This is a genomic window from Xanthomonas sp. SHU 199, assembly GCF_000364665.1.
Lineage (GTDB): Bacteria > Pseudomonadota > Gammaproteobacteria > Xanthomonadales > Xanthomonadaceae > Xanthomonas_A > Xanthomonas_A sontii.
Map to the genome: position 1 here is coordinate 1 of NZ_AQOI01000040.1, position 13156 is coordinate 13156.

General features: G+C 69.6%; 12 protein-coding genes and 1 pseudogene. 7 read left to right on the forward strand and 6 right to left on the reverse strand.

The window, feature by feature from the left end:
* A partial coding sequence (locus tag D183_RS23825; protein WP_039725906.1) for a PAS domain-containing protein occupies nt 1-1141 on the forward strand: 1141 nt, incomplete at its 5' end.
* Between the two features lie 69 nt (nt 1142-1210).
* Here D183_RS23825 and D183_RS0102270 read toward each other — a convergent pair.
* Entirely contained in the window at nt 1211-1597 is a 387-nt protein-coding gene (locus D183_RS0102270; RefSeq protein WP_017907552.1) for a hypothetical protein, read from the reverse strand.
* Nucleotides 1598-1959: 362 nt separating this feature from the next.
* Between D183_RS0102270 and D183_RS0102275 the strand changes: the two genes are divergently transcribed.
* Together D183_RS0102275 and D183_RS0102280 are read left to right on the forward strand one after the other, a co-directional pair.
* Entirely contained in the window at nt 1960-2616 is a 657-nt protein-coding gene (locus D183_RS0102275; RefSeq protein WP_017907553.1) for a hypothetical protein, read from the forward strand.
* A gap of 170 nt (nt 2617-2786) precedes the next feature.
* Nucleotides 2787-3860, forward strand: a complete 1074-nt coding sequence (locus D183_RS0102280) for a metal-dependent hydrolase (RefSeq protein WP_017907554.1) — start codon at nt 2787-2789, stop codon at nt 3858-3860.
* Between the two features lie 7 nt (nt 3861-3867).
* Here the strand turns inward: D183_RS0102280 and D183_RS0102285 are convergent, their stop codons facing one another.
* The 5 genes from D183_RS0102285 to D183_RS0102305 all read right to left on the reverse strand — a co-directional run bounded on the left by D183_RS0102285 (nt 3868) and on the right by D183_RS0102305 (nt 8792).
* Nucleotides 3868-4695 carry a class I SAM-dependent methyltransferase gene (locus D183_RS0102285; RefSeq protein WP_017907555.1) on the reverse strand — a complete coding sequence of 276 codons (828 nt, stop codon included), beginning with the start codon at nt 4693-4695 and terminating at the stop codon, nt 3868-3870.
* Nucleotides 4696-4721: 26 nt separating this feature from the next.
* Nucleotides 4722-5720 carry a tRNA dihydrouridine synthase DusB gene (dusB, locus tag D183_RS0102290; protein WP_017907556.1) on the reverse strand — a complete coding sequence of 333 codons (999 nt, stop codon included), beginning with the start codon at nt 5718-5720 and terminating at the stop codon, nt 4722-4724.
* 54 nt (nt 5721-5774) lie between these two features.
* Entirely contained in the window at nt 5775-6380 is a 606-nt protein-coding gene (locus D183_RS0102295) for a DUF4893 domain-containing protein (RefSeq protein WP_017907557.1), read from the reverse strand.
* Between the two features lie 94 nt (nt 6381-6474).
* Nucleotides 6475-7428 carry a ribokinase gene (locus D183_RS0102300; RefSeq protein ID WP_017907558.1) on the reverse strand — a complete coding sequence of 318 codons (954 nt, stop codon included), beginning with the start codon at nt 7426-7428 and terminating at the stop codon, nt 6475-6477.
* A gap of 65 nt (nt 7429-7493) precedes the next feature.
* Nucleotides 7494-8792, reverse strand: a complete 1299-nt coding sequence (locus D183_RS0102305; protein ID WP_017907559.1) for a NupC/NupG family nucleoside CNT transporter — start codon at nt 8790-8792, stop codon at nt 7494-7496.
* A gap of 231 nt (nt 8793-9023) precedes the next feature.
* Here D183_RS0102305 and D183_RS0102310 point away from each other — a divergent pair, with 231 nt between their 5' ends.
* From D183_RS0102310 to D183_RS23830, 4 genes and pseudogenes are all read left to right on the forward strand, one after another.
* A complete protein-coding gene (locus D183_RS0102310; protein ID WP_017907560.1) occupies nt 9024-9995 on the forward strand; it encodes a potassium channel beta subunit family protein in 972 nt (323 codons plus the stop codon).
* A gap of 192 nt (nt 9996-10187) precedes the next feature.
* On the forward strand, nt 10188-10388 hold the full coding sequence (gene hemP, locus D183_RS0102315; RefSeq protein WP_017907561.1) for a hemin uptake protein HemP: 201 nt from the start codon (nt 10188-10190) through the stop codon (nt 10386-10388).
* Nucleotides 10389-10563: 175 nt separating this feature from the next.
* On the forward strand, nt 10564-12789 hold the full coding sequence (locus D183_RS0102320; protein ID WP_017907562.1) for a TonB-dependent hemoglobin/transferrin/lactoferrin family receptor: 2226 nt from the start codon (nt 10564-10566) through the stop codon (nt 12787-12789).
* A gap of 6 nt (nt 12790-12795) precedes the next feature.
* Nucleotides 12796-13156 (forward strand): annotated as a pseudogene (locus D183_RS23830) (Hemin transport protein); the annotation flags it as partial.

Here is a 13156-nt window from a genome sequence, read left to right on the forward strand (position 1 = left end):
GGCGGCCGCCGGCGGCGATCCGGTGCGGGTGCCGTTGCTGGAGGAGTTGGCGCGGCTGCAGGAAAGCAGTGGCGAGACGGCGGCGGCCATCGCCACGCTGCGGCGCGCGAATGCGGAGGCCGCGGCGCTGGTCCGCGCGCAGCACGATCGCCAGTTGGATTGGCTGCGGATCCGCTTCGACACCGCCGAAAAGCAGCGCACCATCGATGCCCTGCAAAGCGAGAACCGCCTGCGCCAGGTCCAGCTGCGCCAACGCACGTTGCTGCTGTGGCTGGCATTGGTGTCCGGCGTCGCCGCCGCGCTCGGCCTGTGGCTGTGGCTGCAGCGTCGCCGCCAGCGCGAACGTTTGCTGCAAGCCGCACGGCAGGTCCGCCACGAGGAGCAACTGGCCCGCTATCGGCGAGAGGCGGATGCGCTGGCCGAGGATCGCAGCCTGTTGCAGACCCTGCTCGACAGCCGCGAGGACGCGCTGTGCCTGCTCGATGCCGAAGGCCAGGTCCTGGCCACCAATCGTGCCGGCCGCCTGCTGCTCGGCGGCGCGGACGACGCCGAACCGGTCGGGCAGCCGGTGTTCGCCTGCGTTGCCGAGGGCGACCGCCCGGCGTTGCAGGCGGCGCTGGAGCGGATGGAGGACAGCGCCGCGCAGCGCCTGGAGATCGTCGCACGGCATGGCACGCCGCTCGCCGTGACCTTCACGCCCTGGCGCGGCGGCGATGGGCTGGTCGTCCTTGGCCTGCAGGAACGCGACCGTGGCGCGGTGGCGGACACCGCGCAGGCCGAGCACACGCCAGCGGAGGCCGCCGCGCCTGCGTTGCGCGATGCCTTCCGGCGTGCGCTGGTCGACCTGATGCTGGCGGTCATCGACACCTGGGAGCGCGCCACCGCGACCGGACGCTTGGAGTTGGCCGAGCGCAGCCGCATCTGGCGCGTGAACATCGACGACGGCCGCCTGCGAGCGCGGGCGATGGAGCGCTACCTGGCGGTCTCCAAATTGCCTAGCAACCCGCGCTGGCGGGACGTGCTGCGCTCGGCCTATTTCGTGCTCGCGCACTGCGGAGAGCTGTCGGCGGAGGCGCGCGCCGCCTTGCAGTCGAGGATCGACACGGTGCTGGCCTACACCCGCCGGGACGCGCTCGGCTGAGCAAGCCCGGCACTTCTCCTGCCGGCGATCGTCGGCTGCGCTAACCGGCGAGCGCGCCTGCATGGTGCGTCAGCGCCCGCGCTTGGCCGGGCAGACCACGCAGGCGCCCTTCAAGCCTTGCTCCATGCGGTAGGCGCTGTGGTGGTCGCGTGCCAGGAAGGTCGTCGGGCCGAGCACGATGGGCTTGGCCGAGCGCGACGGCGCCACCACCTCGCAATAGGCGGCGATGGTGTTCAGCGTATTGGTGTACGGCTCGTGGCTATCGACCACGCCGCACTTGTCCATCGTCTGCCGCAACTGCTCGCCGTCGAAATCGAATTTCACCACCACCTCCGGCTCCTGGCTCTCCTCCAGACACCAGTCCGGCGGCAGGGTGTCGTGGCCGTGGGCGATCAGCGGCAAGGTCAGCAGGGCCGCGGCAAGGGCGGCATGGAAGACGGAACGGTGGGTGGGCATCGGAACCTCGCAACGCGCAGAGAAGAGACTGCAGCCTACGAATGGCGGCGGCGCGGATGCCAGCGCATCCGCGGGTATAGACCGGGAACAAATCCGCCTAAGGCCTTGATTTTTCGGCAGTGGCATCCGTGCCGCAGGCGCGAGGCGCGCCACCGTGCAGTCGCTCCGCCTGGCACGGCGTCGCCAATCCGACCCGGTTCGTTCCGTGGGCGGCCCGGCTTCGCCCTCGTGCCACGCCGACGCGCTGCCTAGCCTGGAATCGCCGGATCGCAGCGTGTGCCGATGCGGCGGTGGCCATCCCCCGGGGGCGATCCACGCACCCCAGCCATCTCCAATCCCTTCCATATAGCGAGAGAACGCTCATGAAGAAGAAGTTCCTTGTCGCAACCGCTCTGCTGGTGGGCAGTGTCGTCGGCGCCCCTGCGCTGGCGGCCGAAAACCCGGTCGACCAGGCTGGCATCCAGCACAACATGTACTTGGGCTGCCTGATGGACCTGAATGCCACGGCCGAAGACGCGCTGACCCTGCTGGTCAAGAAGTGCGGCTATGCCCCCGGCGTGCCGCTGGAACGCTTCGTCGCCACGCAGCAGCCCATCGTCGATGGCGTCGATCCGACCCGGCCGATGACCGAGAACCTGGCCGGGCTGCGCCAGCAGCTCAGCGCCTACGAATACTCGTTCATCGAGCGGATGGACCAGATCGTGCAGAACGCCGAGGACTTCGACGCGGCGGCGTTGCAGTTCGAGGAACTGGAGCGGGAAGGCATTGCGCGGCTCGACCCCAAGTCGAAGAATGGCGCGCTTGTCCTGGGCGCGCTTAGCGTGGCCAGGCACTCCACGCAGTACTGGTCCAAGTATGCCGCCGAGCATGGGGAGTCCACCGCTGGCGGAGCTACCTCGAAGAAGGGCTTCTGGAAGTGGTTTGCCACCATCGGCTCGGACGTGGTCGGCTATGCGCTCTCAAGCAACATCGGCGTGGCGGCAACCGTCTCCAATGTTGTCCACGGATGGTTCAAGTGAGCGGCTGATTCAAACAGCGCATGAAGAAGGGCAGGGCGTCCCAGCGGGCGCCTTGCCTGTTCTATTTGGCATGTAGTGGCGCGTGTTCGCCCATCCGCTCGTCAAGGCGCAGCACGCCCGCCACGGCTACCGCTGTGCCTCGATCGCCGCATCGCTGCTAGCATCCGCCGATGGATTCCCTCACCCAGATCGTCCTCGGCGGCGCCATTGCCGCCGCCATCGCCCCGGCCGCACATCGGCGCGCGGCACTGCTTGCCGGCGCCGCGCTCGGCACCCTGCCGGATCTCGATGCGCTGATCCTGCTGCCGCTGACCCGCGATCCGGTGACGCTGATGACGGTGCATCGCAGCGTCAGCCATTCGCTGTTCGTGCTGCCGTTGCTGGGCTGGCTGATCTGGTGGCTGTTCCGGCGCTTCGGCCATGGACGCGTGGCCGAAGCGCCACACCGCTGGTTCTGGGCGATCCAGCTGGCGCTGATCACCCACCCGCTGCTGGATGCGTTCACCGTCTACGGCACGCAGCTGTGGTGGCCGCTGCGGCCATCGCCGACGATGTGGTCGAGCGTGTTCATCATCGATCCCGCCTACACGCTGTGGCTGCTGCTGGCCTGCGCCATCGCCTGGTTCGCCCGCGCGCGGCGCGTGGCGCAGCAGGCGTTGCTGGTCGGACTGCTGTTGAGCAGTGTCTACCTGGGCTGGTCGCTGCTGGCCAAGCGGCTGGTCGACCGCGAGGCCGACCGCGCGCTGGCGGCGATGGGCCTGGCGCAGGCGCCGCGCTTCTCGGTGCCGATGCCGTTCAACACGCTGCTATGGCGGGTGGTGGCGATGACCCCGAGCGGCTATGTGATCGGCGAGCGCTCGCTGGTCGCCGACCGCGGACCGATGCGCTTCCAGGGCTATCCTTCCAACATCCAGGCGCTGGCGCAGGTGCGCGACCTGCCGGCGGTGCAGCAGTTGAGCTGGTTCAACCGCGGCTTCATGCGCGCGCAGGTCAAGGACGGCGAACTGGTGCTCAGCGACCTGCGCATGGGCCTGGAGCCGGACTACAACTTCAACTTCGCGGTGGCGCGACAGCAGGGCGACGGCTGGGTGGCGATGCCGCCGCGGCAGCTGCAGGCCGCGTACCGGGCGCCGGTGGCACGTGGGCAGATTGGTGCGGCGCTGGCGCGGATGTGGCAACGGATCTGGACCGAACCGGCATCGCCCGCGCCGGTCGGCGCTCAGGTGCCTACCGCGGCGCCGTAAACGCCGCTCAATACACCGTCGCGTGCGCCTGCACGAACGAATAGAAGAACACCGCGTCCGGGTCGCTCTGCACCTGGGCCATTTCCCGGCGCATGCCGGCCACGGTCTCCGCATCCACCGCGCCGGCCTGCAGCAGCCGTTCGGCCGCCGACAGCAACAGTTCCTCCCAGAACCCGATCATGGTCTTGCGCCGCGCCGGCTCGCGGTTGTCCAGGTGCAGCGTCTTGATCTCGGTGCTGACGTCGCGATAGCCGCCGGCCAGCAACAGGTTGCCGAGCTTGGCGCCGACGAACGGGTCGCCGCCGTGGTCGTACTGGAAGTCGTTGAACGCCATCCAGTAGCGCCACACGTTCGGCGAGTACGGATGCAGCAGGAACGAGGCGTTCATCACCTCGGTCACGTACACCGGCGACCCCGGTGCCAGCACCCGCCGCACTTCGCTGAGCACCCGCGCCGGCGACGGCACGTGCTCCAGCACCCAGCACAGGAACGCCGCATCGAAGCTGCGCGGCTGGAACGGCAGGTCGCCGGCGTCGGCCTGCTGCAGCGTGTAGCGGTCCTGGCACCAGGGCATGCGCTGCAGGTTGTCGCGCGCGGCCTGCAGTTGCGCCTCGCTCAGGTCGATGCCGGTGACGTGCAGCTCCGGGAAGCGCCGCAGCAAGACTTCGGTCTGGGCGCCGACGCCGCTGCCCACTTCCAGCAGGCGCCGCGCGCCGGTGTAGTCGATCTGGTTGAACAGGGTGGCTTCGAGCAGCCGCGCCTGTTTCAACAGGCGTGCCTGTTCGGTGTCGGAATAGCCGTGCAGATAGGTCGGGGTTTCGGGAGACGTGCCCATGGCGGTGCTCCAGGGAGAAGAAGACGTCAGGCGGCGGCGGACAAGGCCGGCGACACCCCGGCGATCAGCGCATCGAAGTACTCGGCGGTCAGCGCCAGTTGCGCTTGTGCGCTCTCGGCGCGGTTGACCACGGCGCGGAACGCGGCGTTCTCGGGTTGATCCTTGGCATACCAGCCCAGGTGCTTGCGCGCGATGCGCACGCCCTGCACCTCGCCGTAGAACGCGTGCAGCGCCTGCAGGTGGCCGAGCAGCGTGTCGCGGACGAAGGTCAGCGACGGTGCCGGTCGCAGTTCGCCGGTGGCCAGGTAGTGCGCGATCTCGCCGAAGATCCACGGCCGGCCCTGCGCCGCGCGCCCGACCATCACCGCATCGGCGCCGGTCGCGGCCAGCACCTGCGCCGCCTTCTGCGGCGAATCGATGTCGCCGTTGGCGATCACCGGAATGCGCAGCATCGCCTTGATCTGGGCGATGGTCGCGTACTCGGCCTGGCCGCTGTAATGCTGGTCGCGGGTGCGCCCGTGCACCGCCAGCGCGGCGATGCCGCAGTCCTCGGCGATGCGCGCGATGACCGGGCCGTTGCGGTGGTCGCAGTCCCAGCCGGTGCGGATCTTCAGCGTCACCGGCACTGGCGAGGCCTTCACCACCGCGCCGAGGATGCGCGCCACCAGCGCCTCGTCGCGCATCAGCGCCGAGCCGGCCCAGGCGTTGCACACCTTCTTCGCCGGGCAACCCATGTTGATGTCGATCAGTTGCGCGCCGTGGTCGGCGTTGTAGCGCGCGGCCTCGGCCAGTTGCTGGGGTTCGGTACCGGCGATCTGCACGCTGACCGGGTCCGGCTCGCCGGCGTGGTCCATGCGCTGCAGCGACTTGCGGGTCTGCCAGAAGCGCGGATCGGAGATGGTCATTTCCGACACGGCCAGGCCCGCGCCCAGCCGCTTGCACAGCAGCCGGAACGGCTTGTCGGTGACCCCGGCCATCGGTGCCAGGATCACCTTCGGTTCGATCGTGTAGGGGCCGATACGCATGCGCGTAGTGTAACGGGGCACATGCGCTGGCGGGCCGGGCGGCCCGCGCGGCCGTCAGCGCATCAGCTGGTACAGCTCGAAACCGTTGTCCTTGCCGTCCAGGATCAGCAGCAGTTCGTCCGGGCCCAGCGCGACCAGGCGGCCGACGCTGTTGCCGTGCGTGCCGTCGGAGGCATGGCCGGGCGCGTAGGCCGCTTCAGGCTCGTCGTTGACCGTGCTGGCGCCGAGGAAGGCCAGCTCATGGCTGCCGGCGGACAGCGGATACAGCGTGCCGCTGCGGCGCTGCGAGCCGCTGGTCTTGCTCAGGTGGTAGCCGCAGGGATCGCGGCGGATCTCGGCCTTGAAGTAGGGATAGGCGTAGGCGAAGTGCGGGTCGACCTGGATCGAGCGCACCTTCCAGCGGCCTTCCAATGTGCCCGGCTGCTGCGGCGTCTGCGCGCGCTGCAGCAGGGTCCGCGCCAGCGCCGCGCCCTTTTCCTGCTCGGCATCGTCGTAATGCGCCGCGATCACCTGCTGCAGGCGTTCGGCGGAGACGGTCACCGCGGCGCGGTCGGCGTCGGAGGCCAGGCTGTTCCAGTCGCAGCGCGGTGCCGCGGCGGCGGACAGCGGGAGCAGCAGCGCACACAGCACGGCGAACGGGATGATGGAACGGCGGGGCATCGGCAACTCCTTGTCGGATGCGTGGCCGGCGCAGCGCCGGCGCTGGTTTGTGATGGCAGGCAACGGCGACGGCCGGCACCGTCGCGCCGATCGCTCAGCCGGCCTCGGGCGTCAGCCGCGGCATCGATGCCGCCGCGCCTTCGGCCTCGGTAGAGCGCGCCGCGTAGTGGTTGGCGAAGCGCACATGGGTGGCGAACGCGGCGTTCGGCGACTGCGCCAGCGACGCCACCAGGGCGCCGTTGAAGGCGTCGCCGGCACCGGTGGTGTCCACGGTATGCGCGGTTTCGGCGCCGATCCGGTAGTAGGGCTGGGTGTCGCCGAGCAGGCGCTCCTCGGGGTGCGAGATGAACGCACCGACCGCGCCCAGCGTCACCACCACGGTGCCGCCCGGCAGCAGCTTGCGGCACAGCGCGTGCAGGCTGCCGCCATCGGTGGCGGCGACGTCGTCGGCGTCCACGCGCACGCCGACATGGCGGGCGAGCAGGGCGGCGAACTCGGTTTCGTTGGGGGTCAGCACGTCGGCCAGCTTGAGCAGGCCGATGCTGGTCTGCGCGTTGGCCGGGGCGGCGTTGAGCACCGTGGTCAGGCCGGCCTCGCGGGCCAGCGCCAGGGTGCCCTCGATGGTCTCGATCGGCGATTCCAGCTGCGCCAGCAGCACCCGCGCCGAGCCCAGCAGCGGACGCTGCGCCTGCACGAAGTCCAGGCTCAGCGCGGCGTTGGCGCCGGCGCCGATGACGATGGTGTTGCGGCCGTGGCCGTCGACGTAGATGCCGCCGGTGCCGGTCGGCTCGCTGCTGGCCTCGGCGACCAGGGCGATACCGTCCTGCGCGGCCAGGCCGCGCGCCATCGCGCCGCCGGCGTCGTCGCCGAGCGCGCAGACGAAGCTGGTACGCGCGCCGGCGCGCGCCGCCGCCACCGCCTGGTTGAAGCCCTTGCCGCCGGGGCCGGTGCTGTAGCGGCCGGCGATGGTCGCCCCCGGTGCGGGCAGATTCTCGCACCGCCACACATGGTCGACATTGAACGAACCGACGACGATGACCGAACTCATAGGCATGTACTGCTTCTCGACTGGAACTGGAAAAAAAAACGGGTGCGGCGGATGCCGCGGCCGGATCAGGCGAAGTGCGACAGCACCCCGGCGATGGTCGCGGTCATGAAGGTCGCGATCGAGCCGCCCAGCACCGCACGCAGGCCGAAGCGGGCCAGGTCGTGGCGGCGCTCGGGGGCCAGGCCGCCGATGCCGCCGATCTGGATCGCGATCGAGCTGAAGTTGGCGAAGCCGCACAGCGCGTAGGTGGCGACCAGCCGGCCTTCCGCGCTCAGGCTCACGCCCGGAACCTGGCCCTGGACGATACGCGACAGCTCGGTATACGCGACGAACTCATTGATGACCACCTTCTGGCCGATCAGCGAACCGACCGTGGTCGCATCCGGCCATGGCGTGCCGATCACCCAGGCCACCGGCGCCAGCACGTAGCCGAAGATGGTGGACAGGTTGGTCGGGCGGCCGATCACGCTGGCCAGGCCGGTGACGTCGCCGATCCAGGTCAGCGGCGCATTGACCAGCGCGATCAGCGCGATGAACGCCAGCAGCATCGCGCCGATGTTCAGCGCCAGGCGCAGGCCGTCGCCGGCGCCGGCGGCGGCGGCATCGATCACGTTGCTGGTGGTCTTCTCCACTTCCATCTTGACCGTGCCGCGGGTCAGCGGCGTGCCGGTCTCCGGGATCAGCAGCTTGGCCACCACCAGCGTCGCCGGCGCGGCCATGATGCTGGCCGCCAGCAGATGCTTGGCGTAGAACGCCTGCTGCGCCGGATCGCCGCCGCCGAGCATGCCCACGTAGGCCGCCAGCACGCCGCCGGCGATGTGCGCCATGCCGCCGATCATCATCGTCAGCAGCTCGGACTCGGTCATGCGCGGGATGTACGGACGCACCGTCAGCGGCGCCTCGGTCTGGCCGATGAACACGCTGGCGCAGACGCTGGTGGTCTCGGCGCCGGACACGCGCATCACCTTGGTGATCGCCCAGGCCATCATCCGTACCACCGCCTGCATCACCCCCAGGTGGTACAGCACGCCCATCAGCGCGGAGAAGAAGATGATGGTCGGCAGCACCTGGAAGGCGAAGATGAAGCCGTAGGTCTTGGTGTCGAGCAGGCTGCCGAAGATGAAGCTGGAGCCTTCGTTGACGAAGCTCAGCACCTTGACGAACACCTGGCCGAGCCAGTCGAACACCTCACGGCCGCCCGGGACCAGCAGCACCAGCGAGGCGAACCCGATCTGCAGGACCAGGCCGGTCGCGACCAGCTTCCAGTCCACCGCCCGGCGGTTGTTGGAGAACAGCCAGGTGATCCCGATCAACACCGCCAAACCGAACAGGCCGAAGCCGATCCTTCCCAATCCCTCGACCATCTGCGTCCCCGGTCCCCGACCAAAGACGGGAAGCCTAGTGCAGGGGGTGACGGCCGGCAAGGCGAGGCGTGTTCAGTCGGGGGATTCGGGATTGGGGATTGGGGATTTGCAAGAGCGGGGCGCCTGGCTGCCGCCGGCGTGGCGGCGCCGACGGGGGCTTGCGGCAGCGCCGCTACACTGTGCGGCCGCCCGCCGGCCGTGCCGCGGGTTCGCTCAGCAGGAGGAGTTGCCATGCAATACCGTCGCCTCGGTGCCACCGGGCTGCAACTGTCGGCGCTGTCGTTCGGCGCCTGGATCAACTTCGGCGGGCAGACCGGCCGCGACGAAGCGCGCAACCTGATCGCCGCCGCCTGGGACCACGGCATCAACTTCTTCGACAACGCCGAGGTCTATGCGCACGGCCGCGCCGAGCAGGTGATGGGCGACGTGATCGCCGACCTGCGGCTGCCGCGCGACGGCTTCTGCGTGTCCAGCAAGGTCTACTTCGGCGCCGTCGAGTCGCCGCGCCCGACCCAGCGCGGGCTGTCGCGCAAGCACGTCACCGACGCCTGCCATGCCGCGCTCAAGCGCTTGCGGGTGGACTATCTGGATCTGTACTACTGCCACCGCCCCGATCCGGACACGCCGGTGGAGGAAACCGTGCGCGCGATGGACGCGCTGATCCGCCAGGGCAAGGTGCTGTACTGGGGCACCTCCGAGTGGCCGGCCGAGCGCATCCGCGAGGCGGCGCAGGTGGCGCGCGCGCTGGGCCTGCATGGGCCGTCGATGGAGCAGCCGCAGTACAACCTGCTGCACCGCGCGCGCGTGGAGCAGGAATACGCGCCGCTTTACGCCGAGCTCGGCCTGGGTACCACCATCTGGTCGCCGCTGGCCTCGGGCCTGCTGACCGGCAAGTACAACGACGGCATCGATCCCGCCTCGCGGCTTGGCCAGGAGCGCAATGCCTGGCTGCAGCAGGAAGTGATCGGGCCGCCGGCGCAGCGCCGTATCGAGCGCGCGCGCGCCTTTACCGCGCTGGCCGCGGAAGAGGGCGTGGCGCCGGCGTCACTGGCGATCGCCTGGTGCCTGCGCAACCCGCACGTCTCCACGGTGATCCTCGGTGCCAGCCGGGTGTCGCAGCTGCTGGAGAACCTGGGCGCGCTGGAGCTGGCCGCGCGCGACGACGCGGCATGGTGGGAACGGGTCGACGCCGCGGTGCGCTGACGACGGCATGCGCTTGCGCCGCCGTAGTGCAGCGGCGGCGCGGTGGCGAGAGCGATAGTGCGTAACGATCTTTGGAATCTTTCGTGGTCGGTATTTCGATCGGGATTGCGAATCGAATCGGGCGAGAATGGGTCTTGATTAAGTATTGAGAATCATTATCATCTCGATGCACCCCGTGGATGGAGTTCGACCATGACCGCTCAACCCGTGCTGTTGCGTCACCCCGAGACCCTGAGCCTGCGCGAGCGCACCGTGCCGCGCGCCGTGCCGGCCGAAGAAACCATCAGCAGCCAGGCGCTGCTCAAGGGCCGCCGCGAAGTGCTGATCCAGCACGGCGACCGCGTCTATCGTCTGCGCCACACCAGCAACGACAAGCTGATCCTGACCAAGTGATGCCCTCCGGCCGCCGCGCGCGGCCGGTCTCCCCGCCCGATCTGCCGCCACCTGGCCCACGCCCTTGCGCGTCGGCCGCGGCCGCCTCGCAGTCGCGATCCTTCTCTCCCCCTCGGCCAGGCGCGGACCCCGCGCCGTGCCGGTCGAGGGTCTTACGCGACCACCGATGCTCCCCATGTTCCGTACCGCCCCGCTCACCGGCGCGCTGTGGCTGGCTCTGGCCGCCTGCGCGCATGCCGCTCCCGCACCCGCCTCTGCCTCCGACGCTGACGACGCCGCCAGTGCGGCGGCCGCCACCCGCGATTTCGATCGCCTGCAGGTCACCGCCACCCGCACCCAGCGCGCCATCGTCGACGTGCCCGGCAGCGTCGACGTGATCGATCGCGAACAGATGGACCGCGCACTGGTCCACGACCTGAAGGATCTGCTGCGCTATACGCCCGGCGTGTCCGCCACCGGCAACAGCGGCCGCTTCAGCGGCATCTCCGGCATCCGCATCCGTGGCCTGGACGGCAACCGCGTGCTGATCCAGACCGACGGCATCCCGGTCTCGGACACCTTCAGTTTCGGCAGCTACCTCAACGCCAACCGCAACTTCGTCGACATGGACACGCTCAAGCGCGTGGAGATCGTGCGCGGTCCGGCCAGCGCGCTGTACGGTTCGGATGCGCTGGGCGGGGTGGTCGCCTACGTCACCAAGGATCCGGCCGATTATCTGGCGCCGGGCAAGGACAGCTACGTCGGCCTGAAGTTCGGCTACGAGAGCGAGTGGAAGGGGTTGTTCGCCGGCGCGCTGGTCGCTTTCGGCGGCGACCGCTGGAGCGGCATGGCCGCGCTCAGCCATCGCCAGGGCCAGGAAAGCGAGACCCAGGGCGACAACCGCAGCATCGGCGCCGCCCGCACCGCGCCCAATCCGCTCAGCAGCGACGGCCGCAGCCTGCTCAGCAAGCTGGTCTACGCGCCCAGCGCCAATCAGCGCTTCAAGCTGACCGTCGAAGGCAACGAGGACTACTCGCGCATCGATGCGCTGAGCAACGTCACCGCCAGCATCCTGTCGCAGCGCGGCCGCGACCATCAGACCCGCGCCCGCGTGTCGCTGGCACACGAGGTGGACCAGCTCGACACGCTGCTCGCCGACGACCTGCAGTGGCAGCTGTACCGCCAGGACAGCCAGAGCCTGCAACGCACCGACGAGCGCCGGAGCAACGGCACGCTGCGGCACATGGAGCACGACTTCGACCAGCGCCTGTACGGACTGCAGGCGAATCTGCACAAGCGGGTCGATCAGGGGCGCATCGTGCACGACATCAGCTACGGCATCGACCTGTCGCACACCGACACCCACGAAAAGCGCGACGGCCGCACGCTGAACCTGCGCACCGGCACGATCAGCAAGACCGTGGGCATGGAAACCTTCCCGGTCCGCGACTTCCCGATCACCGAGACGCGCAAGGCCGGCGCCTACCTGCAGGACGAGATCGCGCTGGCCGACGGCCGCTTCAGCCTGACCCCGGCGCTGCGTGCCGACTACTATCGGCTGTCGCCGCAGGTCGACGCGATCTTCGCCACCGACAATCCCGGCGTGGCGGCGAAGAAGATCAGCGATCGCAACGTCTCGCCCAAGCTCGGCGCGATCTGGCGCCTGGACGACGCCTGGTCGTTGTACGCCAACTACGCGCACGGCTTCCGCGCGCCGCCGTACAACGACGTCAATATCGGCTTCACCAATCTGCTCATCGGCTACACCGCGATCGCCAATCCCGACCTGAAGCCGGAGACCAGTCGCGGCGCCGAACTGGGTGTGCGCTACGCCGGTCAGGCGGTCTACGCCGGCCTGAGCGCCTACCGCAACGCCTATCGCGACTTCATCGAGTCCTACCGCTTCGTCGGCTTCAACGCCGACGGCCTGATGCTGTATCAATCGCGCAACGTCGACCGGGTGACCATCCGCGGCGTGGAGGCCAAGGCCGGCATCGACTTCGGCGCACTCGATGCGCGCTGGAGCGGCTGGTCGCTGCAGGCCAGCGCGGCCTATGCGCGCGGCGACAACCGCACCGACGGCACGCCGCTCAATTCGGTGGATCCGCTGCGCGGCGTGCTCGGCCTGGGCTACGACCGCAACACCTGGGGCGCGCAACTGGTCGCCACCGCGGTGGCGAAGAAGCGCCGGCCGGAACTACCGAGCTATTACACGCCGGCCGGCTACGCGACGCTGGACCTGCTCGCGCACTGGCACTTCACCGAAGGCGCGCGGCTCGACGTCGGCGTGTTCAACCTGGCGGACCGCCGCTACATCGACTGGAACATGCTGCCCGGCGCGACCCTGGCCAGCAGCAGCGTGCTCGACCGCTACACCGGCGCCGGGCGCAACGTCTCGGTCAGCCTGGCGCTGGACTGGTAGTCCTACATGCGCATCGCTGCGCCAGCGCGTACCGGCCCGGAGCGGATCGCCGCGCCGCTGCCGCGCCCGGCGCAGCTGGCCGCACTGGGCACGGTGTTGTGTCTGTACCGCGCCCACACCGGCGCCGAACTGATCGGCTGGCGCCACGCCTGCAGCGTGGCCGCGCACCTGGATGTGGACAGCGACGGCGTGCTGGAGAGCCTGCGCTTCTACGATCGCCAGCAGCAGTGCTGCTGGCGCCTGTACCTGCTGCCCGACAGCGATTTCGTCGCCTGGGACATGCTGCTGTCGGCGCTGCCCGCGGCGCAGGACGCCGCCGACGGCGGCGTCGCCGAGCGGCTGTGGCGGCGCGTCGCCGGGCGCCTGA